Here is a 23,114-nt window from a genome sequence, read left to right on the forward strand (position 1 = left end):
ACTGCTTGTTCGACATCTGAAGCGGATCCCTGCCAGCCGTCGCACTGGCAGGGAATGGCCTTTTCAAGCGGCCCGCTGCTCGCCCTTGAGTATCTTTTTCTGGGCTTCCATGGTTTGCCCAAGCTGTTCCAGCACGTCCTTGCCAAGAAGCTTTTTGGCCGTCGGGAAGAGTTCGCCTTCTTCTTCCTCGATGTGGTGTTCCAGCAGCTCTTTCATGACTTTAACCCGACCGGCAAACTCAACGGAGCCGGTTTCAGTGTGCAGGAGGTCAGGGATGACGAGGGCGTCGACAGTGCGATGCTCTTCCTTGGCCTCGTAGTACATTTTCGCCTCTTCCTTGCCGCCGGCTTCTTTAATAGCCGGATATAGGATGTCCTCCTCAAGCGCTGTGTGGATCTGTAATTCTTGCTCGATTTTTTGCAGTAGCTCGGCCCGTTTTTTCACGGCTCGTTCTGTTGTGGCCGACAGTTCCTCGAGCAGCTTCTTCACCAGCTTGTGGTCTTGAATCAGTAAGTCGATAGCGTTCATGGCGTTACCTCATCACGGATGGGGTTTACGAAGTTTGCTTGTGGTTGAGTCGCAGCCAAGCGGCAGGGTTCAACTCTCTCGATGGCTGACACCTTCGAGCGGTGTAGCGACCATTGCGCCCCTCAAGATTGCGCCCCTCAAGGAAGATGAGCTGTGTCGCAAGTGCGCCAGTGAAAAACAGTCAGGCGCATCGAGCAGCTCTCTCACGAGATTGCCATCCTCAAGCGCCACAAGTTCGCCAAGCGGAGTGAGCAAATCAGCCCAGCGCAAGGCAACTTGCTGGATGACCTGCTCAATACTGACCTTGAAGCCATTGAGGCTGAGCTAAACGCACTTCGTCCTGCCCCAACGCGGGACGAAAACCGTCAAAAGCCCAAGCGTGCGCCGTTACCGCCGCAATTCCCACGTACCGTCATTCGTCACGAGCCAGAGCACACCCAGTGCGCTTGCGGCTGCCGGCTTCAGCGGTGAGGGGGGCGGCTGTACTGACGTTGGCACGTTCATGCGATAGAGCCAGTGCTCTTCCGATTGGAGTACGCTGTGTCCGAGGAACTGAGCATCCGTCAGTCGCATGCCGGTTTCTTCACAGAGCTCTCGACGGGCTGCTTCTAGCTGGGTCTCTCCAGGATCGATTTTTCCGCCTGGCAAAGACCACTCGGAAGCTTCTTTGCGCACCAGCAAGACTTTGTCGGCTTGCAGGCAAATGACAGTGGAGTGCAGTTCTTTCGATTGGCTCATGGCGGATCCTCCGGTATGAACGGAAGGCCATACCTACATCACCTACATCTGGAAGTTCACTCCGCTCGGTAAATGGCCTGTCGGGTCGTTGCACCATCCTCTCAGCATGATTCCAACCGCTTCCATCCGTCGGAACCTTGGGTGGAATTTCAACCATGCTGAAACCACAGTCGCTGCCTTGCTGTTACGAGGTCTGCCGGAGCTCCATGAAGAGACCTCAGTTTCGGTGTCGATCCGCACTCAAACTGAACGGCGAGATCAGCGTGAGGGTCGGAACGGTAACTGTCACGAAAAAGGATGTTAACGATGAAAGCGATGACTCGACTGTTCACTGGCTTCGCCGTAGTCGCCGCAATGGCAAGCACTGCAGCATGGGCGGATCAGCCTGGAGCAGATTGGAAAGTAACCAAGGATCAGGCCGAAGCTACCTTAAAAGGCGCCGGCTACACGCAGATCACCAAGATCGAGGCCGATGATGGTCATTGGGAGGGGGAAGGAATGAAAGCTGACGGCAAGCAGTATGAGTTCCAGGTCGATCCGCACGACGGCAAGATCATCAAGGACGAGCTGGATAACTAATCAGGGCGGTTGTTGCTCTCTGATCGGCCCGCGCTTTGTGTGCGGGCTTTTTTTCGCCTATCAATTTGGAAAACTGTACTGTTTCCTTAGCCGGTCATTCCGTCATTCCTTGAATGGTGGCTTCGAAGATATTGGGGAAGCCAGGGGTATCCCTATCCCTGGCTATTTGCTTAGCGGTTGTCTTCCGTCATTCCGCTGTCTTCGTCCTGAATCGCTTGCGACTCATCGTCCATACTTTCCTTCCGATCAGATTTAATGCCGGTGGAATGGCCTCCTTGGCCACCCCGTTGGGTTGCACCACCGGCACGCTGAGGATCATCTTCCTGAAGGTTACTGCCGCTGCCATGCCCAGTTTGCTGATTCTCAGGTCTCCCTCCGGACATTTGATCACCTTTCTGGCTGGCTTCAGACGCCCGTTGTGCATCATTGGCAAAACTGCCAGGGTTGTTTTGAGCGGTGCCGCCTTGCTGACCAGCCTTGTCTTGATCGTTAGCCATGATCTCGCACCTCGTGTGTTCACACAGAGAGCCTGTGTTTTCTTCGGATGCCGGGAGAGTGTGGGATGCTCCCCTTACTTTCGTGCTAGCTGACCGGGGGCGCGAAAGATCGTAAAACGCAACGTATCGTGTGATAAAGATCGTTGCGATGGTATAGGTAGGTGTGGCGATCTGAGCGCGGCTAATTTACTTCCAACAGGGGCAGACGCTGCCGGATGTCGGCGATGAGCCGTCTGCCTTCTGCCTGCATCAGATCGCCATAATTGGCAATTGCGCCACACCTTCGGCACGTGAGGATGGCCTTTTTGTTCAACTTTACTGGTGTCACAAGGTCTTGCCCACCGCATTTGAGACATCTCAGCGTGACGCTCACAGCTTTCCTCTCCATGGATGTTGATGAGTACCCTTCCGTTGCCGTGCTGTTCGTGAAACACGGTGCGGTAAATGGAGTGGCGCGGTGTGCTGAACGTTCACTTTGACATGAGGCTAGCTTGCCCAGCCCGCTGCTGGATGATGGCAACTACTGACAAGGGCAGTCGGGAATCCAAGTTGTGGGATGCGCCGGGATAATTTGGATAAGGCAAGCGGAGCGCGCCGGCCCAAGGATGGGCCAGCGCGTGAGGATGTAAGCCCGAGAGGGCTGTAGCCTGGCTTTGCCAGGGTGCGGTTTACGACAGCCGTCCCAAGAGGGGTACGTCAGGGGCATAACTACATGCAACAGTCCCACGTGCTATTGGCTGGAACGGCTGTTCGCCTTCTCAGAGGTCGACGTGGCGGGCCGATGCAGATGAGCACCCGTTGGATCGGTGATCTGAATAACGTTGCCGTGTTGCCAAGCATCCGCCTTGGGATCAGCCGCAGGGATTTGAATGTCAGCCCGCTGAGCTTTGATTTTTGCCGCATCTACCCTCAGACGGCGATTGCGCTGCTCGACCATCGCCGGGTCAGCCTGGCCATCCATTGTGAACCCCATCATCAACTGCGGAACGCCCACAGGAAGAGCTTTATCCTGGTCGGTGTGCCACGTGTGCCATGTCTTCCCGTAGGTGTGGGCAAGCCGCTCCATCAGCGCATGTTCAGCAGTCGCGGGTATGCCTGGTGCAACCAACTGACCGGACGAGACTTCATACCCGTGGCTGTGCCACATCGCCTTCTCGTTGGTCGGCAGACCAGCAAACAGCTTTTCGTCGATGATGTACTCGACACCCATGATCTTCGCTTCCTTGGTATTACCGTCGAAGACGAGGCACTGGATGACATCCTCATTCAGGATGGAGCAGTAGTGATGCGCTTCCATCTGCACATCAGGATGTCCGTTGTAAAAGTGGAAGCCATCCAGGTAGGCGTTGATGGCCTCAATGGGCGGCTTGGCCTGCAAGGTCGCGGCGCCGGCTTCCAGCAACTGAGTCTTTGCGGATTCGGGCCTGCCAGGCGTCTCCACAGGCGACTTCGTCTCAGGAGCAGAGCAAGCCCAAAGAAGACTACAGGCCAGGGGAAGGGCTACGAATTTGATGAGTTGTGACATGAGAGTGGCTCTAGCTAGTGTCCTCAAGGGACAGCCTGGGCCTGTTGAACGGACAACTCAGAAGACAAACGGCCGAATTCTAGGCAAAAGAAAGCCCGCTGCTAGTCGGGCTAATGGGAACTTCTATCACACGGGGGGATAGGACGAGTGTTGCCTAGGTGTCGTGAAAATGGGGTGAAAGAAAAGTCCCTCCAATGTCATGCAGGGTTCTCCAACGCTGGGCCAGCCTATGCGCGTGATCTGCGACAGAGCTATGCGACGGTTCACGTCATTGAATCTTGTGGTCAAATGGCAAGCGGAGCGCGCCGTCCCAATGGTACAGAGGCGTGAGGAAAGCCCTGATTATTCAGGGCTTTTTGCGATTCTTAAACGATGCACGCTCCCCTCCTGCCGCAAGGTCAGGGCTTGGTTTACCGTGGCTTCCCCGACTTTCACTTCCACGGCAATAGCGATTCGTAATCCTCAATCTTCGCGGCATGCGGCAAGTCCTCCAGTACGTGGCGAAGCCATGCATAGGGTTCTTGGCCGTTGGCTTCGGTGGTTCAAGCAAGCTCTCAATTGTGCGCTGACTGCAGTGACGTTCGTGGCGACTGGCCTGCGGGCCTCATCGCTCATACCTTTCAACTCTCGCTTAACGGCGAACGAGTGCTCGCGCCACGCAAGGCGTCACGGGGCAGGGCGGCTGAATAAGGACGTTCCCCGTCGAGTATTTACATTCAGTTCGTATGATAATAAGGTTTTAATCATACGAGCTGCATGTATTTTACCTTGAGCGTGACTGCCCAAGGGCGTTTCGATAAGGAGAGTCGAGCGTGTTCAGTACCTACCGCGAGCTGTTCCAGGCCAGAGGCGCCAAGGGCTTCGCCTTGGCCGGCCTGCTGGCCCGGCTGCCGTTGCCGATGACCGGTATCGGGATCATCACCATGTTGTCTCAGATCACCGGCAGTTACGGCCTGGCCGGTGCGGTGGCGGCCACCTTCGTGCTGACCTATGCACTGATGTCGCCGCAGCTCTCGCGCCTGGTCGACCGCCATGGCCAGGGCCGCTTATTGCCGGCCGCCGCCGGGCTCAGTGTGCTGGGCATCCTTCTGCTGTTGGCTTGCAGCTATTGGCGGCTGGCGGACTGGACCCTATTCGTCGGGGCCGCGCTCGCCGGCTTCATGCCCAGCATGTCGGCGATGGTGCGCGCGCGCTGGACCGCGATTTACCGCGGCAAGGCGCAACTGAAGACAGCCTACTCGCTGGAAACCGTTCTTGACGAAGTCACTTTCATTGCTGGCCCGCCGATTTCGGTGGGGCTGAGCGTGGTGGTACTTCCGCAGGCCGGTACATTGGCTGCTGCCGTGTTCCTGGCCATCGGCGTGTTCGCCTTGGCGGTGCAGGTCGGCACCGAGCCGCCAGTAGAGGCCGATGCCGCCACCGGGCAAGACAGCGTGTCGGTGTTCAGGCTGGCCGACGTACGCCTGCTGACCTTGCTGATGGTCGCTATGGGCTTGATCGTCGGTACGGTCGACATCGTCAGCGTGGCATTCGCCGAGCAGATGGACATGCCGGCTGCGGCCAGTGTGGTGCTGTCCTGTTATGCCGTCGGCTCCTGTGTCGCGGGGCTGGTGTTCGGTGTCCTGAAACTCGATACCCCGCTACACAAGCTGCTACTGCTGGGTGGGTTGGCGACGGCGGCGACAACCTTGCCGCTGCTGGTGGTGGGAAACATCATCGGGCTGGCCATTGCCGTGCTGGTTGCGGGCCTGTTCTTCGCCCCGACCATGATCGTGGCGATGTCGCTGGTAGAGCGCATCGTTCCCGAAAGCAAGCTGACTGAAGGGATGACCTGGTTGCTCGCCGGTCTCAACGTTGGAGTTGCCGGCGGTGCCGCAGCGTCTGGGCAGGTGGTCGATATGTGGGGTGCCCAGGCCGGATTCAACGTTGCCTTGGCCGGCGGGGCCGCAGTGTTGTTGGTCGCGCTTTGGGGCTACCAGCGCATGCGCGCCCGAGCCCGACAGGCGTCGTATTCGCTTTGATCGGCTTCAGGGCTGGCCGCCAGGCTTGGTGGCTCGGTCACCGCGCGACGATACGACAGGCTTGTCAGTGCGCCTCGCGCCCAAGACAATGCGTGCAAGCGCTATGAATACTCGTATACGCCTACCCCATGCCGCCAGAACACAAGGAATAGCTGGATGGTTCGCCGCACCCGCGCCGCAATGCAAGAAACCCGAGCCCTGTTACTGGCCACCGCCCGCCAGATGTTCAGCGAGCAGGGGTTTGCGCACGCCTCGATGGATGATCTGACCGCTCGGGCGGGCTTGACGCGGGGGGCGTTGTACCACCACTTTGGCGACAAGAAGGGGTTGCTGGCAGCCGTCGTTGAGCAGCTCGACGCTGAAATGGACGAGCGCCTGCGTGCTATTACCGAAACCGCCGATAACGCTTTGGACGGCTTCCGCCAACGCTGCCACGCCTACCTGGAGATGGCGCTGGAGCCCGATATCCAGCGCATCGTGCTGCGCGACGCCAGAGCGGTGTTGGGGGGCGGCTCGCCTGAGGCCCAGCGGTATTGCATAGAGTCGCTGCGCCAGTTGATCGACAACCTGGTACTACAGGGCGTTTTCGTCAACGCGCACGCTCAAGCGCTGGCTGCGTTGATCTACGGCAGCTTGGCTGAAGCGGCTGTGTGGATCGCGGAGGCGGACGACGGCAATGCTCGCTTGGCGCAGGCCGGCAAGGCGTTCGACCTGCTGTTGCTCGGGGTGCTAAAGCGGCCAACAGACTCTACGGAGGCGTGAATGCGCGCGACAGTTCCGCCCTGTTGGGAGCCCCGTACCCCTCAGGGCAGTTCCGCTACCTGACTACCCGTTAACGTCTGGCAGGGCAGGCTTGGTGCTGCTCAAGGTTTTTCGGTAGCGCTCGGTTGGCGAGCGGCGGGTTCTGTGGAAGAAGACGCGGCAGCATGAAGCTTGTCGGTAATCTGTTTGGCCAAGGCATGGTAAAGCGAGACTGGAGACACCCATCCAGAGATCGCCGCCGCCATCAGTGTCGCGGCCAACATGGGAATGGCCAGGTCCGGGCTGTGTGTCAGTTCAAGCACGATGACCGAGGCGGTCAGTGGCGAGCGTGTCACACCGGCCAGGTATGCGCCCATGCCGAGAAGTGCGCCTGCCTGAGGGTCAATATCGGGCAGTAAGCTCAACAGCGGCGCAAAGGCGGCGCCGATGCTCAGTGAAGGCGAAAAGAGCCCGCCTGGAATCCCGGAGAGATAGGACGCGACGTTGGCCAGAAACTTCCACAGCAGAAAGCTTGTGTCCGTGATCGGCTGCCCCTCCAGCAACGCACGTGTTTCTTCATACCCGGTGCCGAATACATGATTCCCAGAGACGAGCCCCAAGGTGGCCAGCAGCAACCCACAGATGGCAGCAAAGCGCACTGGATAGCGTCCGCGTAACGTACAGACCTGGCCGAGTATGCCCTTGTCGGTGGGCAGCACAAGCTTGGCGTAAAAACCACCCAGCAGCCCGCCCAGCACTGCACAGGCAGGAACGACGCTCCAGCCCCAGCCCACCGGCATCCGACCGCTGATCTCTCCAAAGTAGGCGTAATGCCCCATCAGCCCCAGCGTCACGACCCCGCCGATCAGCACCGCAGTGAGCACCAAGCCACTGAAACGTTGCTCGAACGTGCGGCTCAATTCCTCAATGGCAAAGACTACCCCCGCTAACGGTGTATTGAAGGCTGCCGCAATACCCGCAGCGCCTCCGGCGAGCACCAGGCCAGCGATGGTGCGCCGGCCGTGCAGGCCTAAGCGTCGGCCAAAGGAATAGAGCACTGCGGCGCCGATGTGGACGGTCGGGCCTTCCCGGCCAACCGAACCGCCGACCAGCAGGGCGCCCAGCGTCAGGCTCATGCGTGCTGCCGCCACGGGGAGCGAGAGTAATCGGGCGCGCAGCCGGCGAGAGGGCATTTCCAGGGCGGCGATGACTTGGGGAATGCCGCTACCCTTGGCATTTTCAAACCATCGTTGCGTCAGATAAGCCAGGGCCGTGAAACCCAGCGGAGTGATGAGAAGAGGTGACCAGGGTGCCCATTCCAGCAAGCGCTTGAACGAAGCGAACGCCGCGTCGGCTAGCCAGGCGAATGCCAGCGCAACGAGCCCCACCAGCAATGCCCCGATCCAGAACGCCAGTCGCTGACGCCATTCTCGCCAGCGTGAACGGCGGGGGAGTGAAGGAGCAGGTCGGGTAGGGTCGGACATTGTCCACGCATGGCTGACTTGGAAAACCGAGAGTATGGCGTGTTTTCCCGCACAGGCCTACCCGACACAGGTTGTAGCCGCGTCGGGAGTGGCGATCCGCTTGCCCAACTGCAAGGGATCGCCAGTCCGGATGTAGCTAGGTGGGCGAACCTGCTTTGGTAGCAGACGCTGCGCTACGCAGGCTCCACACCCCCCAGGTCAACCCCAGCACGGCCGCGATCAACGACGCGGATAGCACGCCGAGTTTCGCTGCCCCAAGTGAGCCAGGGTCGACGAAAGCGAGGTTGGCGATGAAGATCGACATGGTGAAACCGATACCGGCCAGCAGCCCGACCAGGATGATGCTACGCCAGTTGACCTCGGCGGGAAGCACGCACCAGCCCAGGCGGACCATCAGCCAGCTGACGCTGACGATGCCCAACGGCTTTCCTGCTACCAGGGCGACAGCGACGGCGATCATGACCCACTGGGGGCCTTCTGCGGACAGGTCGACACCCGAAAGACTGACCCCGGCGTTGGCCAAGGCAAACACCGGCATGATGCCGAAGGCTACCCAGGGGTGCAGGGTGCCTTGCATGCGCACAACCGGCGGCAGCAGTTCGCGCTGGGCCAGGCGCAGTCGTTTCAACGGGTCCATGAGGTCGCTGGCATCTTGCTCAGGCGCCTTGGCGCGCCCCAGCAATTCGCCGGTGAAGCGGGTAATGGCATCCAGTGGGCGCTCACGCATCGGCATTGCGGTGACAGGTGTCATCAGGCCCAGCACGACGCCTGCGAGGGTCGGGTGGGCGCCGGTCAACAAGATGCCCAGCCAGACGATCGCACCGGGAAGGACGTAGGCGTAGGCTGAACCCACACCGATCTTTTGAAGCCCGATCACCATTAGCAGGCCGATCAGTGCAACGCCGAAACCGGTGTAATCAAGGCCGCCTGAGTAGAAGAACGCGATGATCAGGACTGCGATGATGTCATCGATGATTGCCAGGGCGAGGAGGAACACACGTACGTTGGACGGGATCGACTTGCCGAGCAGTGCCAATACGCCCACCGCAAAGGCGATATCCGTCGCCGTTGGCACGGCCCAGCCTTGCTGGTCTGCCGACGCGTGACCAAAACTCAGGTAGAGGAGTGCGGGTACCGCTACGCCGCCGACAGCGGCTGCCATGGGGAGTGTGGCTTGGCGCAGGCTGGACAGTGCACCCTCGTGGATTTCGCGGCGGATCTCCATGCCCACGACCAGGAAAAAGATGGTCATCAAGCCATCATTGATCCAGAAATGCAGAGACTGCGAATAGACATGCGAGCCTACGCCGAACGTCAACGGCGTATGCCAAAGGGCTTCATAACTGTCGGCAGCCGGGGAATTCGCCCAAATCAATGCAGCGACTGCGGCAATCAACAGAACGATGCCGCTGACCGCTTCAATGTGCAAAAAGCGTTCAAGGTTGGCGAAGGCACGCTCAGCCAGTTTCTGGGCGCGAGGTAATTCTACTTTATGCATAGGCACAGGTACTCCCGCATGGCGGCCCGACCTGCGCTGTTCTTTAACCTGCCCCACTGCACCGTGCAGCTGGCACCCGTCCGGTAGTCTACCGAATAACCACTCTCAGATGAACAACAAGCGCCAAACCATTCACTCCAATAGGGCATCGGTTTGAGATTTTTTCCTGCAGACGGTAGGGTTTGTGGTTGTTTTTGAGCACGCCGAGCTTGGCGGACGGGAGTTTATCCAGCTGCTAGCCTTGGTAAATGTCGTCGTGCCCAGGCACGCTGTGCTCATCGCTTTGCAAGGAGAACTGCCGCTATGACTGCAGCCCCCAAACCCAGGAGCACCCTCAATCCACCTGTCTTCTACACCAGTGCGATACTTGTTTTTCTGTTGGTCTTGTACGCCACGGCATTTCAGGAGCATGCCCAAACGCTGTTCGAGCAAGTCCAGCGATGGATCATCACCAATGCCAGCTGGTTCTACATTCTTGTTGTAGCGTTGGTATTGATCAGCGTGGTGTTTCTGGCCGTCAGCCGCTATGGCGACATCAAGCTAGGCCCTGACCACAGTGAGCCGGATTACCGAAAGAGCAGTTGGTTCGCCATGCTGTTCTCGGCAGGAATGGGGATTGGCCTCATGTTCTTCGGCGTGGCCGAACCGGTCATGCATTTCACCACGCCACCCGTGGGCGATCCCGGCACCGTCGCCGCGGCGCGCGAAGCCATGAAAATCACCTTTTTCCACTGGGGCCTGCATGCTTGGGCGATCTATGCCATCGTCGCGCTGATCCTGGCCTACTTCAGCTTCCGCAATGGCCTTCCGTTAACCTTGCGTTCGGCACTCTATCCGCTGATCGGTGAGCGAATCTATGGCCCTATAGGGCATGCCGTGGATGTCTTCGCCATCCTCGGCACGGTGTTTGGTGTGGCCACCTCGCTGGGTTATGGGGTATTGCAGATCAACAGCGGGTTTCATCATGTGTTCGGTTTGCCGGTAAACACCACCGTGCAAGTCATCCTCATCACCGCCACCTGCGCATTGGCGACGCTTTCGGTGGCTAGCGGCCTGGATAAAGGTATTCGCATCCTGTCCGAACTCAACCTGAGTCTGGCGGTGATCCTGATGCTGTTCGTGCTGCTGCTTGGGCCTACGGTGTTCCTGCTCCAGACCTATGTACAGAATACCGGCGCCTACCTTTCGGACATCGTCAATAAAACCTTCAATCTCTACGCTTACGAGCCCACCGACTGGATCGGCGGTTGGACCTTGCTGTACTGGGGCTGGTGGTTGTCCTGGTCGCCCTTCGTGGGTTTGTTCATCGCACGTATTTCGCGAGGGCGGACCATCCGGGAGTTCGTCTGCGGCGTACTGTTCGTGCCTGCGGGTTTCACCTTGCTGTGGATGACCGTGTTCGGCGACTCGGCAATCCATATGATCCTCAACGATGGCGTGAAGGATCTGGCTGCTGTGGTCAGTGAGGACAGTTCCCTCGCGTTGTTTGCTTTCCTGGAGCATTTTCCGTTCTCCAGCATCATTTCGCTGGTCGCGGTGCTGATGGTGGTCGTGTTCTTTGTGACCTCGGCGGACTCTGGTGCGCTGGTCGTGGATATGCTCGCCTCTTCCGGACAAGGTCATTCACCCCTGTGGCAACGTATCTTCTGGTCAGTCTGCATAGGCGCAGTCGCGATCGCGTTGCTGCTGGCGAACGGTCTGAAGGCGCTGCAGACCGCGACCATTGCGAGCGCTTTGCCGTTCGCGGTCATCCTGCTGGTTGCGATTTGGGGCTTGTTCAAGGCGCTGAGTCTTGATGCGACTCGCCGCGGGTTGCGCAATCAAGCCTTGCCGGGCCCACGCCATACCCGCCACCCACACGGCGGCTGGCAGAGGAGGCTGCGCAATATTGCATTGATGCCTCGCCGGGTTCATGTCACGCGCTTTATCGCCGAGGTGGTGAGGCCGGCCTGTGAAGAGGTCGCCCAGGAGCTGCGCAAGCAAGGCTACGAGGTGAGCGTGAATGAGCGCGATGATGGGCGGGTATCTCTGGAGCTCTCCCATGCCGGTGAAGGACGTTTCCTCTACGAGGTGCGGCCACGGGCCTTCAATACGCCAAGCTTCGTCATGCGGGACACCGAAGACGGTGCCGATGCCCGCAAGTATTTCCGCGCGGAAGTGCATCTGCGAGAAGGGGGCCAGGACTACGACATAATGGGGTGGAGCCGTGACGATGTGATTGGCGACATCCTGGATCAGTACGAACGCCACCTGCATTACTTGCACGTGGTGGGCTGAAGTGGATTCGGTCCTGCCCTGGCGTAGTCAGGGCAGGGCGGATTACCTACCGTCCAGAGGTCTTCTGGCTGATTGGTTGTATGACCCCAGGCCTAGAATCGCCAGAAGACTGGCGAGACCAGTACCAGTACGGTGAGGATTTCGAGACGTCCAAGCAGCATGCCAACCGTCAGTAACCATTTCGCTGCGTCCGGCAACGAGGCGAAATTACCTGCAGGCCCGATAATCGTCCCCAGGCCTGGGCCGACGTTGCACACCGCGGTGGCCGCCCCGCTCAATGCCGTCATCCAGTCGAGCCCTATCAGAGAGAGGCCAAGGGCGATGACTGCGATGGTGACGGAGAAGAAGAAGGAGAACGTCAGCAGTGACCGTACGATCTCTTCATCGATGGGGTGCCCATTGTATTTCTTCGAGATCGTTGCCCGTGGATGGATCAACTGCTTCAGGCTGCTGACAAGCAAGGCAGCGGCCACCTGGAAACGGAATATTTTCAAACCGCCGGCGGTGGAGCCCGAGCACCCGCCGACGAACGTCAGGTAAAAGAACAGCATGATGGCGAAGCTGCCCCAGAGCGTGTAATCACCCAAGGCAACGCCTGTGGTGGTCACCACCGAGGTCACATTGACCGCAACGATACGAAACGCATCCCACCAAGCCAGGTCGCTGTGCAGGCAGAGCCAGGTTCCGACGGTGAGCCAGACGAAGACGAGAAAACCAATGAAACCGCGAACTTGATGGTCCGTGAGCAGGATGCGTCGATGGCCACGCAGCGTGGCGACATAGAGTGTGAAGGGCAGGCTGCCGAGTATCATGATGACCACAGCTACCCAATGCACCGCAGGCTGTGGCCAATGAGCCAGCGAGGCATCCGAGGTCGAGTAACCACCGGTTGAAATCAGCGACATCGAATGATTGATGGCTTCGAACGGGGTCATGCCGGCAGCCCACAACGCCCCTGTTCCCAATGCTGTCAGGGCCAGGTAGACCAGCAGTATCATCTTGGCAGCCACATGCGAACGTGGCGTCACTTTGTCAGACCAATCCGAAGACTCGGTCTGGAACAGGCGCATGCCGCCCACGCGCAGCAGTGGCAGGATCGCCACGGCCATGCCGATAAATCCAATGCCTCCCAGCCAGTGCAGCAGGGAACGCCATATCAGTAGCCCCGGTGATGCACTGTCCAGGCCTGTCAGCACGGTCGAGCCGGTGGTGGTAATTCCCGACATGGTTTCGAAGAACGCGTCCGTGTAACTGATGTCGCGAATTAACACCATCGGCAGCGCCGCAAATGCACACACGATGACCCAGCTTGCCGTCGTGAGGAAATACATGTCCCTGGTCCGCAGTTGCGGTATGTCGGGGACGCCCCGGGCTACCGGAAGCAGGCCGACGCACAGAACGATCAGGCTCGACCAGACGAATGCGCCGAGGTCGTCGCTGCGGTCGTACCACAGCAACGTCAGCATCGGAATCACCATGCTGACGGCCAATGTGATCAGGAATACGCCAATAATGAAGGCAATGAAACGCAATGCAGGCAGCGGCATTGAGGGAGCTCGTTGGGACAGTGCCGGCAGTATTGCTTGCTTTACGGTAATGTCGAGTAAAAAAGGCGTAAAGTCGCGGCCGGGGATTTTGCACGCCGCTGTCTGGCTCTCGCTCGATGGCTCATTGGGCTGATCTCTACGCGTGTTCCCGTCTGTCAGCTCCCAAACGGTTGGAAGAGAGGCCTCAACGCCGCGTACCCCCTTCGCGGGTTGGCGAAAACAGCGCAAGCCTTGTGTCGCGAAAGGGCTGCGGAGCAGCCCCCGGATTTCAGCGTGGATACACGAATTGCCGGGGCTGCCGTGCAGCGCTTGTGCGGCACTGTTGAGAGTGCCGCAGCGGGCATGGAAAGCCCCGCTGGCTTTCTGGATTACTTGATCAGCGGTACGCCACTGAGCTTCTGCAGCTCGTCAAAATCGATGTCCGCGCAGATCTCGACCACTTTCAGCCCTTCAGGTGTCACTTCTAGTACGGCCAGGTCGGTGTAGATGCGGCTGACGCAAGCGATACCGGTCAGCGGGTAGGTGCACTCGGGCACCAGCTTGCTTTCGCCGGTCTTGGTCAGGTGGTCCATCATCACGAACACCTGGCGGGCGCCGGTGGCCAGGTCCATTGCACCGCCTACGGCCGGGATCGAGCCTTCGGCGCCCGTGTGCCAGTTGGCCAGGTCGCCCTTGACCGACACCTGGAAGGCGCCCAGTACAGCGATGTCCAGGTGGCCACCACGCATCATCGAGAACGAATCGGCATGGTGGAAGAAGGCACCACCGGTCAGCAGGGTGACGTGCTGCTTGCCGGCGTTGATCAGGTCATCGTCTTCCTCGCCCGGCGCAGGGCTTGGGCCCATGCCCAGCAGGCCGTTCTCGCTGTGCAGGAACACTTCCTTGTCGCCCAGGTAGTTGGCCACCAGGGTCGGTGCGCCGATACCCAGGTTTACATACGCGCCTTCCTGGATGTCTGCGGCCACGCGTTGGGCCATCTCGGTGCGGGAGAGCTTTTTGGTGATGGTCATGGCAGGCCTCAGACAGCTTTGGCAATCGAAGAAGCGGCAGCACCGGTGACGGCGACCACGCGCTGGACGAAGATACCCGGGGTGATGATGTGTTCCGGGTCCAGTTCACCAAGTTCGACGACTTGGTCGACCTGGGCGATGGCGGTCTTGGCAGCCATGGCCATGATCGGGCCGAAGTTGCGGGCGGCCTTGCGGTAGGTCAGGTTGCCCCAACGGTCACCCTTGTGCGCCTTGATCAGTGCGAAGTCGGCGTGCAGCGGCATTTCCAGCACGTACATGCGGCCGTCGATCTCACGGGTTTCCTTGCCCTCGGCCAACAGGGTGCCGTAGCCGGTCGGTGAGAAGAACGCACCAATGCCGGAGCCTGCGGCGCGGATACGCTCGGCCAGGTTGCCCTGCGGGACCACTTCCAGTTCGATCTTGCCGGCGCGGTACAGTTCGTCGAACACGTAGGAGTCGGACTGGCGCGGGAACGAGCAGATCACCTTGCGCACGCTGCCTGCCATGAGCAGGGCGGCCAGGCCGATCTCGCCGTTGCCGGCGTTGTTGCTGATGATGGTCAGGTCGCGGGCACCGGTGGCAATGAGGCCATCGATCAGCTCGGACGGCATGCCAGCCGTGCCGAAGCCACCGACCATGATGGTCGAACCGTCGGTGATCCCTTCCACCGCGCTGGCGATGGACTCGTACGTTTTATTGATCAAGGCGAGCTCCTGGTTGTTCCTGGAGTTGTGGTTGTCGGGCTGGCCGGAGCGCGTGAAGCGATGGGGCCTGTCAGCACTTGAAATGGCTTGCTGACTTTCGCTATAGCGTGCCGCAAGATAGGGCAACAGTAGAGAGGGTTTGGCTGAATTTGTGCGATTATCGAACTGTTGTGCGATCTGCGAGCAGTTCTGGAGGCTATTTGTCTCATTTCAGTTGAATGCTTAAACCCCTCATTTTTGCCCCTGTCTGGTGCGCTCCGGGGTTGGCTTGCCGGCACCTTGCACTGATGAAGTGCATCCACTCCGCGGGATGGCCGATTAATCACGCCTCCCGCCGTTGGCGTGCGACTTGCTATCAGATTGCCATTCGATGTCGCGTATGGTGAAGATAATGTCGCTTTCCAGTGGTTCGATGCAGTTATCGTCGAGTGAAAAGGGTTGGCTGCCGTGGTTTGGCAAAACCGGCAAATTCAGCATGGGCTGGGCGTGCCGCCTTAATCGGGCCAGTTACCCGCAGGTCGAGCAAACGTTCGAAGCCATCGCCCAGACCCGCGTGCAGTTGCTGCATGAGTGGGTGCGCGAGCAGTGGGAACACCTGGCCGACCTGGCCGAGCAGGTGGCGCCCGGGCTCGCTCAAGTCGATAGCGCAATGTTGCGCAACACGCTGGCCCAGGCTGAGGACTTTTCCGAACTGTTTGTCGTCGATGCCCACGGCATCGTCATCGCTTCGACCTGGCCCCAGCGTGGCACGCCACGCATCGAGCACTTGGCAGCCCTGGCGCAAGGGCTGAAAGCACCGTTTCTGCACGGGCCCTACAGCGACCCGCTGACCTTGCAGGTCGGCCCGTCTTCCTCGCGCTTCCACGATGAAGTCACGTTGATGTTCTACCAGCCCCTGATGCACGAGAGCAAAGTGCTAGGTTGTTTGTGTGGGCGGGTGCCCAACGATGTGCTGGGTGACCTGATCCAGCGCGAGGCAGGGCACATTTACCCCGAGTCGGGCGACAACTACCTGTTCATGGCGCAATCGCGCTTCGACCCTGGCATACAGCCCGGTACCGCGTTGTCCCGCTCGCGCTTCGAGGACGCCACCTTCACCCATGGCGAAAACCTCAAGAACGGTGTGCACACCCCCTGGACCACCGTGCAGGTCCAGCGTCATACCGAGCTGGAGCTTCGTTTCACCGACCCTTCCACGCGGGAACTGCACCCAGGCGTGAGGGAGACGATCAGGCGGGGTGCCAATCTGTTCGTGACCTACCCCGGCTATTCCGACTACCGTCATGTGCCAGTGGTGGGCAAGGGCGTGACCTTCCAGTTGCCAGGCTCACCCGACCGCTGGGGCATGATGTGCGAGGCAGACCTGGAGGAGGTCTATCGCCGGCGTTCGCTGAGCTACGGGTTGATGAAACCCTATGTAGCGATCATGGCGGGGCTGTTCGGCTGCAATTACTGGGTGCAGCACTATGCAGGCCTGCCGCAAGGGCTGACTGACGCGATCGAGGCCTTGAGCATGCTGGGCGCCACCTTGTTGTTCGGCGTGCTCGGGCCCAAGCGCCTGGCCGCCAGGTTGAATGGCATGAGCAGTGTGCTGTGCACCATCGCCGAGGGTGAAGGCAACCTGCGCCAGCGCCTGGATACCAGTACCTTGGCCAATGATGAGAGCGGCGACATGGCGCGCTGGATCAACAGCTTCATCGACCGCCTGGACACGGTGGTCGGGCAGGTGGTCAAGGCCAGTCGCACGGTTGGCAGCACCAACCAGATGATGCTCGGGCGCAGCCAGGAGGCCAGCGTAAGCTCCGCCGACGTGGCCGACGCCGTGCACCAGATGATGATCATCATGGAAGAGCAACTCGGCGAACTGCAGCAGGCCTCGGTCAGCGCCGAGCAGATGAAACAGGCCATGGACGAAGTGGTCAGCCGCGCACGCGCGCAGTACCAGGCGGTGCAGGCGGGCACCCAGTCGATCCGCGATGTGGTGGCGCGCTCATCATCCAGCGTGCAGCGGCTCGACAGCCGCATGGTCGAGATCGACAACATCACCGGGTTGATCAGCGAAATCACCAACCAGACCAACCTGCTGGCGCTCAATGCCGCTATCGAGGCGGCGCGGGCCGGGGAGCATGGTCGTGGCTTCGCGGTGGTGGCCGACGAGGTGCGCAGCCTGGCCGCACGCACCTCGCGTGCCGCCGACGACATTCGCCATATGGTCGAGAGCCTGCAGGGCGAAACCCGGCAGGCGGTAAGCTTCATGGAGCAGGGCGTGCAGGATGTCGACAACAGCCTGCGCCTGGCGGAGGACGCGTCTTCCGAAAATGTGCAACTGCACCAGGCGGTGGAGGGCATGTTCGCCATCATCCAGCAGCTCAACCGTCGCAGCGTGGAATACGGCAAGACGATCGAGCAGGTCAACCAGTCCTCCAGCGAGATGCGCCAGACCGCCCTGGTGCTGCAAAGCAGTGCGCAGAAGGTGAAGGTGGATGCTGGCAAGTTGCAGAAGCTGGTGGGGCAGTTCGAAGTCAGCGATGATGGCGAACGAGGCGTCGCTGCTTGAGTAACGCACCTGTCCGGTAACCCGGGAGTCCGTCATGATCCGGCTGGCTGTACGTGCCACTCATCAGGTGCAAGCCAGCCCCGATGGCTGCTGACTTCCAGGCCGGTAGCGGACGAAGGGCGGGTTTGCCCGCGAAGAAAGCAAAACGATCAATGGTAGCGGCTCTGCTGGTGTGAGCCGGTCCGCCATCTCCGCCATCTCCGCCATCAGCCCAGCCGAAAAAGCCGCGCAATGGCTCAAGGTCTGTGGCAGTGTTGGCTATCTGGCCAGCCCCACAGGGACCGACATGCAAACTCGCAAAACCGGTGTTCGCGCCCAGCAGGCCGACCGCACCCGGGACAATATTCTCAAGGCCGCAGTGAAGGTCTTCAGCAAGGAAGGCTTCACTGGTGGGCGCATCGAGCAGATCTCCACACTGGCCAAGTCCAACGACCGGATGATCTATTACTACTTCGGCAGCAAGGAAAAGCTGTTCATCAGTGTGCTGGAGCACATCTATGCCAGCTTCAACCAGGCCGAAGCGAAGCTGCGCCTCGACCTCGCCGACCCTGAGCAGGCCCTGCGCGAACTGGTGGCATTCATCTGGGACTATTATGTGCGCCACCCCGAATTCGTCACCATCCTCGCCACCGAAAACCTTCACCAGGGCTTGCACGCGCGCAAGTCGCAAAACCTCAGGGCGCTGTCCGGCGAGGCGGTCGGCGTGCTGCGGCCGATCATCGAGGCCGGACAAATAAAGGGCCTGTTCCGCGACGATATCTGCATTACCCACGCCTACCTGATGATTGCCTCGCTCTGCTATTTCTATAACTCCAACCGCCATACGCTCAGCTCGTTCCTGGCCGTGGACCTGGCGGACAAGCAGGCCAAGGCCGATTGGCTGGCCTTCATCAGTGACCTTGCGCTGCGCGGCTTGCGCCGCTGAGCCTCAGTGGCTGCCAGGGTTGGCGCGTACCTGCGCAGCCTTGGACGCCAGCCCTTGCCAGGCCGGTTTGTCGGCGGCAAAACGATGGCGCAGGTAGGCCGCGAGGTCGGCTACCTGGCGGTCCGACAGGCTGTCCTTGAAACCGGGCATGTAGCCCAGGTCGCGGGTTGCCGGGGTCGGAATGCCGTGCAGCACCACGCGCAGCAGGTTGTCCGGCAGGTCACTATGGACGTTGCTGTTGACCGCCATCGACGGGCTGACGCCAAACAGCTTCGGCCCCAGCCCATCACTGTGGCAGGCCAGGCATGCACCTTTGAATACCCGCTCGCCGTTGCTCAGCGACACTGGCGAGTCCACCTGAGGCGCGGCATTGGCGGCCACTGCCTGCGGCTCGCCATCCAGGGAGCTGAGGTAGTGGGCGATAGCGCGCACGTCGCTTTTTGGCAGGGTGGCAAGCTCACTGACCACCGGGCCCATGGGGCCGGCCGCCACGCCATGTTTTTCGGAGAAGCCAGTGCTGAGGTAGTTGAACAACTCGTCTTCGCTCCACGGCGTCGATGACTTGCCCAGGGCATTCAAGGCCGGGGCCTCCCAGCCATCGACCATGCCGCCGGCAAGGTAGCTGCTACCGCCTTTTTCTGCGCCCATCAGGTTGCGCGGCGAATGGCAGGCCGTGCAGTGGCCCAGGCCGTCGACCAGGTAGGCACCGCGGTTCCACTGTGCGCTGCGCTGCGGGTCGGGCTGGTATTCGCCGCGTTGCAGAAACAGCGCATTCCAGCCGGCCATCAGCGCCCGCTGGTTGAACGGGAAGCGCATCTGGTTGGCGGGCGCTTCCTGGCGTACCGGGGTTTGCGACATCAGGTAGGCATACAGCGCTTGCAGGTCGGCGTCGTTGATGTTGCGAAACGAGGTGTAGGGAAACGCCGGGTACAGGTGCCGGCCATCGCGGCTGATACCTTCGCGCATGGCCCGCTCGAAGGCAGCGAAGGACCAGCGGCCGATACCGGTTTCTGGGTCGGGGGTAATATTGGTGCTGTACAACGTGCCAAAAGGCGTATCCATTGCCAGCCCCCCGGCATTGACCTTGCCGCCGCCGACCGTATGGCACACGGCGCAGTCGCCGGCCGCCGCCACCTGGCGCCCGCGCTCGAGCATGGCGGCGCTCCAGCTGCCGACACCAGGTGGCGTTACCGGGGCGATTTCGGCGCGCCAGGGCAAGGCGGTGGCAAGCATGCCCAATGCGGCGCCGAACACCCCGGCCAGCGAGCCGAACCACCACTTCGAACGCTTGGTTGACGGCTGCGCTGGCGCGGGTGCATCTGGCCCTTGGCCTTCGCCACCGAGCGCAGCGCGCACGCGTTCGGCAGTGATCGGCAGCTCGCGAAAACGAATGCCGGTGGCGTCGAAAATGGCATTGGCGATGGCCGCTGCGCTGGGTACCGAGGCTGACTCGCCACTTCCCATTGGCGGCTCGTGCTGGCGCGGCAGCATCATTACGTCGATAGCTGGCACCTCGGGGAAGGTCAGGATCGGATAGCCGCCCCATTCCTTGCTCGCCACCGTCGACTCTTCGAAGCTGACCTGCTCCTTGAGTACCCGGCTGGTGGACTGGATGACGTTGCCGTGGATCTGGTGACGCACACCCTCGGGGTTGACCATCATCCCGGCATCGTGGCCAATCACCACGCGGGTGACGGCGACTTCGCCTGTGCGCCGGTCCACTGCGACATCAGCCACCCAGGCTGCCCAGGCCGCGCCGAAGCCGGGGAATTTACTGTGGATATAGCGCGCATAGGCAAAACCCCGGCCGCGCAGCACATCACCTTCGGCCTGTGTCTGCATGGGCCGGGTATGTGGCTGCCATTGCGCGCGTTCAGCGGTGGCTTTGACCAGGTCGATGGCGCGCGGGTCGGACAGGTGCTTGAGGCGATATTCGACCGGGTCGACGCCAGCGGCGAAGGCCAGTTCATCAATGTACGACTCGTGGGCGAAGCTGTTGGGCATGGCCGACACACCCCGCATCCATGAAGCACGCACCAGTGGCGTCATGTCATTGATGGTGACGCGCATGTGTTCGTAATCGTAAGGCGGGATCGACGTGCGATCGCCCATCTCGAACAGCGCCGGCACCGGTTCCACGGCACCGGTCAGCAGCAGGGCCAGGGTGGGCGCGCCATTGGACGGGTAGCTGGTCTGGAAGTCATAGGCAGCCACGCTGCCATCGGCGTTCAGGCCACCGTCGATTTCCATCAACTGCGCGGTGCCCTTGGGCTCCCACACGTGTTCCTGTTCGCGGGTCAGCTGCACCCGCACCGGGCGCTGCACCGCACGCGACAGCAGCACCGCGTCGGCGCACACGTCATCGGCGCAGTTGCGGCCATAACAGCCGGCTGCCTCCATGCGAATGATCTCGATGCGTGCTTCGTCGCACGCCAGCAGCCAGGCCAGGTCTGCGCGCAGCAGGTGCGGGTTCTGCGTACCTGACCACACGCGGATCTGCCCTGCGGTGAAGTCGGCCAGCGCACACGATGGGCCGATCGATGCGTGCAGCTGGTACGGCCACAGGTAGCTGCGGCTCAGGCGCTGGCTGGCATTGGCGATGCCGCTGTCGACATCGCCCTGGTCCAGCACGGTGCGCTGCACGCGCGGGTTGTCGCGGATGGCCTGGGCGACATCGCTAAGGTCAGGCAGCTTGCCTGTGAATGGCTTCCAGCTGATTTTCAGCTCATGGGCTGCACGGATGGCTTGCTCTTCGCGCTCTGCCACCACGCCGACGAAGTCGCGGATGACCACCACGGCGACCACGCCGGGTAGATGGGCGATGGAGGATTCATCCACCGCCAGCAGGCTGTTGCCGACAAAGTCGCCGCTGTCATGGCCGGCATAGGGCGGGCGGATGACCCGACCGTGAAGCATGTCGGGCAGGCGCATGTCGTGCACATAGGTCAGCTCGCCGGTGGCCTTGCCTGGGATGTCTACCCGTGGGGCGCTGCGCCCGACCAGGCGGTAGTCCTCGACGGCTTTCAGTGGGGCATCGTCGGCGATGCGCAGTGGCTGGTTATCACCTTGCACCAGTTCGGCGAAGCTCAGGGTGTTGCCGTTGCCGTCGACCACAGTGCCTTCTTCAATGCGCAGGGCCTGGACCTCGCAGCCAAGCCGTTGTGCAGCCTGTTGCAAAAGGTAGCGCCGCGCGGTGGCCGCAGCCTTGCGCAAGGGCACGGCGGAAATCTGCAGGGTGGCGCTGGCAATGGTCGCGCCCTGGTTGGGTGCCCGCTCGGTGTCGCCCAGCACCATGTGCACCTGGTCCATGCGCAGGTCCAGCTCTTCGGCGACGATCTGCGCCAGCGAGGTGCGGATGCCAGTGCCCAGGTCGACATGACCATTGAAGGCGTAGACCATGCCGTCGTCGCTGACCGCGATGAACAACGCCAGCTCACGTTCCTTGGCTGGAGGTGTCACGCCCTTGGCCACTGGGCCTGAGGGTGGGGTGATCTGGTCGACGATCAGCAACACGCCGGTCTTGGCCAGCAGTTGGTCGCGGCTGGGCACCTGTTGTGAGTGGTTCATGACTTTCTCCGGGTCTCGGCAGCGCGGCGCACGGCGCGCAGGATTTCGACGTGGGTGCCACAGCGGCACAGGTTGCCGGACAGCTCATTGCGAATCTGTTCGTCACTGGGCTCGGGAATGCGGTCGAGCAGGGCCTTGGCAGTCATGATCATGCCGTTCATGCAGTAACCACACTGGGCCGCTTGCTCATCGATGAACGCCTTTTGCACCGGGTGCGGCGCGGCCTTGCAGCCCAGCCCTTCGAGGGTGGTGATATCGCGGCCGGCGGCGCCGGCCAAGGGGATGACGCAGGAGCGGGCGGCCACGCCATCGATGATCACCGTACACGCCCCACACTCGCCCAGGCCGCAGCCGTACTTGGGGCCGTTCAGGCACAGGTCGTTGCGCAGGATCAGCAGCAGCGGGGTGTCAGGCATGGCGCTGACTTCGACGGGCTGGCCGTTGACCTGCAGGGAGATGGTTGTTTGCATTATTGGCTCATCTCTGGAGGTTGCTTGCGCTACCAAAGGACTCAAATGACGCGAGCGTTTCGGTAAGTACTCACTACATGAAATGAGTGAGCAAGAAGCAGGCCAGAGATGAATTTGCAGAGCGCTGTGGTGGGGGCAGGGAGGAAGATTTTCGGCGTCTGGGAAATCGAGCGCCGCCCGCGCGGCGCATCGCGCTGTGCCGAACCCCCGATGCGTGTGTAGACGCGGGTTTACCCGCGAATACGGTGGCGGCGGCAACGGTGAACGGCCGGTGGAAATTGGCTGGCAGGCCCGGCCCTTTCGCGGGTAAACCCGCTCCTACGACGACCTGTGCCCAACCACCGATGTGTGTGTAGGAGCGGGTTTACCCGCGAATACGGTGGCGGCGGCAACGGTGAACGGCCGGTGGAAATTGACCAGCAGGCCCGGCCCATTCGCGGGTGAAC

17 protein-coding genes and 2 pseudogenes are annotated in these 23,114 nt (G+C 60.9%); 7 read left to right on the top strand and 12 right to left on the bottom strand.

Translation table 11 applies throughout. The annotated features are described in order from the left end of the window. Positions 1 to 63 precede the first annotated feature (63 nt). Positions 64 to 528, bottom strand: coding sequence for a hemerythrin domain-containing protein (locus LMH93_RS09740; RefSeq protein WP_019750937.1), 465 nt, complete (start codon positions 526 to 528; stop codon positions 64 to 66). Positions 529 to 717: 189 nt separating this feature from the next. On the opposite strand from LMH93_RS09740, the pseudogene LMH93_RS09745 reads away from it, so the two are divergent. Beyond that, a pseudogene (locus LMH93_RS09745) lies at positions 718 to 996 on the top strand (transposase domain-containing protein); the annotation flags it as partial. On the opposite strand, the gene LMH93_RS09750 reads toward LMH93_RS09745, so the two are convergent. Continuing rightward, complete coding sequence (locus tag LMH93_RS09750) at positions 916 to 1,266, bottom strand: NUDIX domain-containing protein (RefSeq protein WP_230065099.1); 351 nt, start codon at positions 1,264 to 1,266, stop codon at positions 916 to 918. The pseudogene LMH93_RS09745 and the gene LMH93_RS09750 sit on opposite strands and share 81 nt — an antisense overlap. Positions 1,267 to 1,572: 306 nt before the next feature. Between LMH93_RS09750 and LMH93_RS09755 the strand changes: the two genes are divergently transcribed. After that, positions 1,573 to 1,845 (top strand): PepSY domain-containing protein, encoded by a 273-nt coding sequence (locus tag LMH93_RS09755; protein ID WP_019750939.1) that lies wholly within the window; start codon positions 1,573 to 1,575, stop codon positions 1,843 to 1,845. Between the two features lie 170 nt (positions 1,846 to 2,015). On the opposite strand, the gene LMH93_RS09760 is transcribed toward LMH93_RS09755, so the two are convergent. From LMH93_RS09760 to LMH93_RS09770, 3 genes and pseudogenes are all read right to left on the bottom strand, one after another. Then, positions 2,016 to 2,342: a hypothetical protein gene (locus LMH93_RS09760; RefSeq protein ID WP_014756015.1), complete on the bottom strand. Its 327-nt coding sequence runs from the start codon at positions 2,340 to 2,342 to the stop codon at positions 2,016 to 2,018. Between the two features lie 730 nt (positions 2,343 to 3,072). Continuing rightward, positions 3,073 to 3,867, bottom strand: a complete 795-nt coding sequence (locus tag LMH93_RS09765; protein ID WP_230065100.1) for an OBAP family protein — start codon at positions 3,865 to 3,867, stop codon at positions 3,073 to 3,075. Between the two features lie 431 nt (positions 3,868 to 4,298). Further along, positions 4,299 to 4,409 (bottom strand): annotated as a pseudogene (locus LMH93_RS09770) (transposase domain-containing protein); the annotation flags it as partial. Positions 4,410 to 4,679: 270 nt separating this feature from the next. Here LMH93_RS09770 and LMH93_RS09775 point away from each other — a divergent pair. Together LMH93_RS09775 and LMH93_RS09780 are read left to right on the top strand one after the other, a co-directional pair. Beyond that, positions 4,680 to 5,888: an MFS transporter gene (locus LMH93_RS09775; RefSeq protein ID WP_230065101.1), complete on the top strand. Its 1,209-nt coding sequence runs from the start codon at positions 4,680 to 4,682 to the stop codon at positions 5,886 to 5,888. A gap of 156 nt (positions 5,889 to 6,044) precedes the next feature. Continuing rightward, positions 6,045 to 6,650, top strand: coding sequence for a TetR/AcrR family transcriptional regulator (locus tag LMH93_RS09780; protein WP_230065102.1), 606 nt, complete (start codon positions 6,045 to 6,047; stop codon positions 6,648 to 6,650). 101 nt (positions 6,651 to 6,751) lie between these two features. Here the strand turns inward: LMH93_RS09780 and LMH93_RS09785 are convergent, their stop codons facing one another. After that, a complete protein-coding gene (locus tag LMH93_RS09785; RefSeq protein WP_185279544.1) occupies positions 6,752 to 8,023 on the bottom strand; it encodes a chloride channel protein in 1,272 nt (423 codons plus the stop codon). Between the two features lie 226 nt (positions 8,024 to 8,249). Then, positions 8,250 to 9,611, bottom strand: coding sequence for a Na+/H+ antiporter NhaA (gene nhaA, locus LMH93_RS09790; protein ID WP_064328531.1), 1,362 nt, complete (start codon positions 9,609 to 9,611; stop codon positions 8,250 to 8,252). A gap of 303 nt (positions 9,612 to 9,914) precedes the next feature. On the opposite strand from nhaA, the gene LMH93_RS09795 reads away from it, so the two are divergent. After that, positions 9,915 to 11,888, top strand: a complete 1,974-nt coding sequence (locus LMH93_RS09795; protein ID WP_185279542.1) for a BCCT family transporter — start codon at positions 9,915 to 9,917, stop codon at positions 11,886 to 11,888. A gap of 92 nt (positions 11,889 to 11,980) precedes the next feature. On the opposite strand, the gene LMH93_RS09800 is transcribed toward LMH93_RS09795, so the two are convergent. From LMH93_RS09800 to LMH93_RS09810, 3 genes are all read right to left on the bottom strand, one after another. After that, the gene (locus tag LMH93_RS09800) at positions 11,981 to 13,435 is read right to left on the bottom strand and encodes a TrkH family potassium uptake protein (RefSeq protein WP_185279541.1); all 1,455 of its coding nucleotides are present in this window, start codon (positions 13,433 to 13,435) and stop codon (positions 11,981 to 11,983) included. A gap of 368 nt (positions 13,436 to 13,803) precedes the next feature. Further along, the gene (locus LMH93_RS09805; RefSeq protein WP_003251131.1) at positions 13,804 to 14,445 is read right to left on the bottom strand and encodes a 3-oxoacid CoA-transferase subunit B; all 642 of its coding nucleotides are present in this window, start codon (positions 14,443 to 14,445) and stop codon (positions 13,804 to 13,806) included. A gap of 8 nt (positions 14,446 to 14,453) precedes the next feature. Next, complete coding sequence (locus LMH93_RS09810; protein ID WP_003251128.1) at positions 14,454 to 15,149, bottom strand: 3-oxoacid CoA-transferase subunit A; 696 nt, start codon at positions 15,147 to 15,149, stop codon at positions 14,454 to 14,456. A gap of 1,906 nt (positions 15,150 to 17,055) precedes the next feature. Between LMH93_RS09810 and LMH93_RS29845 the strand changes: the two genes are divergently transcribed. Continuing rightward, positions 17,056 to 17,706 carry a methyl-accepting chemotaxis protein gene (locus tag LMH93_RS29845; protein WP_370626975.1) on the top strand — a complete coding sequence of 217 codons (651 nt, stop codon included), beginning with the start codon at positions 17,056 to 17,058 and terminating at the stop codon, positions 17,704 to 17,706. Between the two features lie 286 nt (positions 17,707 to 17,992). After that, positions 17,993 to 18,631 (top strand): TetR family transcriptional regulator, encoded by a 639-nt coding sequence (locus LMH93_RS09820; RefSeq protein ID WP_100774381.1) that lies wholly within the window; start codon positions 17,993 to 17,995, stop codon positions 18,629 to 18,631. A 3-nt stretch (positions 18,632 to 18,634) separates the two neighbouring features. Here LMH93_RS09820 and LMH93_RS09825 read toward each other — a convergent pair whose 3' ends face one another. Together LMH93_RS09825 and LMH93_RS09830 are read right to left on the bottom strand one after the other, a co-directional pair. Next, the gene (locus LMH93_RS09825) at positions 18,635 to 22,198 is read right to left on the bottom strand and encodes a molybdopterin cofactor-binding domain-containing protein (RefSeq protein WP_230065104.1); all 3,564 of its coding nucleotides are present in this window, start codon (positions 22,196 to 22,198) and stop codon (positions 18,635 to 18,637) included. Continuing rightward, positions 22,195 to 22,668, bottom strand: a complete 474-nt coding sequence (locus LMH93_RS09830; RefSeq protein WP_070096646.1) for a (2Fe-2S)-binding protein — start codon at positions 22,666 to 22,668, stop codon at positions 22,195 to 22,197. The genes LMH93_RS09825 and LMH93_RS09830 overlap by 4 nt, the downstream gene beginning before the upstream one ends. Positions 22,669 to 23,114 lie beyond the last annotated feature (446 nt).

It is taken from the genome of Pseudomonas sp. CIP-10 (assembly GCF_020911845.1).
Classification (GTDB): Bacteria; Pseudomonadota; Gammaproteobacteria; order Pseudomonadales; family Pseudomonadaceae; genus Aquipseudomonas; species Aquipseudomonas alloputida.

Excerpts from the sequence above, each read along its gene's own strand:
- LMH93_RS09750 (WP_230065099.1), bottom strand. The coding sequence starts at position 1,266 with ATGAGCCAATCGAAAGAACTGCACTCCACTGTCATTTGCCTGCAAGCC.
- LMH93_RS09740 (WP_019750937.1), bottom strand. The coding sequence starts at position 528 with ATGAACGCTATCGACTTACTGATTCAAGACCACAAGCTGGTGAAGAAG.
- LMH93_RS09795 (WP_185279542.1), top strand. The coding sequence starts at position 9,915 with ATGACTGCAGCCCCCAAACCCAGGAGCACCCTCAATCCACCTGTCTTC.
- LMH93_RS09820 (WP_100774381.1), top strand. The coding sequence starts at position 17,993 with ATGCAAACTCGCAAAACCGGTGTTCGCGCCCAGCAGGCCGACCGCACC.
- LMH93_RS09780 (WP_230065102.1), top strand. The coding sequence starts at position 6,045 with ATGGTTCGCCGCACCCGCGCCGCAATGCAAGAAACCCGAGCCCTGTTA.
- LMH93_RS09800 (WP_185279541.1), bottom strand. The coding sequence starts at position 13,435 with ATGCCGCTGCCTGCATTGCGTTTCATTGCCTTCATTATTGGCGTATTC.
- LMH93_RS09805 (WP_003251131.1), bottom strand. The coding sequence starts at position 14,445 with ATGACCATCACCAAAAAGCTCTCCCGCACCGAGATGGCCCAACGCGTG.
- LMH93_RS09825 (WP_230065104.1), bottom strand. The coding sequence starts at position 22,198 with ATGAACCACTCACAACAGGTGCCCAGCCGCGACCAACTGCTGGCCAAG.
- nhaA (WP_064328531.1), bottom strand. The coding sequence starts at position 9,611 with ATGCATAAAGTAGAATTACCTCGCGCCCAGAAACTGGCTGAGCGTGCC.
- LMH93_RS09760 (WP_014756015.1), bottom strand. The coding sequence starts at position 2,342 with ATGGCTAACGATCAAGACAAGGCTGGTCAGCAAGGCGGCACCGCTCAA.
- LMH93_RS09755 (WP_019750939.1), top strand. The coding sequence starts at position 1,573 with ATGAAAGCGATGACTCGACTGTTCACTGGCTTCGCCGTAGTCGCCGCA.
- LMH93_RS09765 (WP_230065100.1), bottom strand. The coding sequence starts at position 3,867 with ATGTCACAACTCATCAAATTCGTAGCCCTTCCCCTGGCCTGTAGTCTT.
- LMH93_RS09830 (WP_070096646.1), bottom strand. The coding sequence starts at position 22,668 with ATGCAAACAACCATCTCCCTGCAGGTCAACGGCCAGCCCGTCGAAGTC.
- LMH93_RS29845 (WP_370626975.1), top strand. The coding sequence starts at position 17,056 with ATGGACGAAGTGGTCAGCCGCGCACGCGCGCAGTACCAGGCGGTGCAG.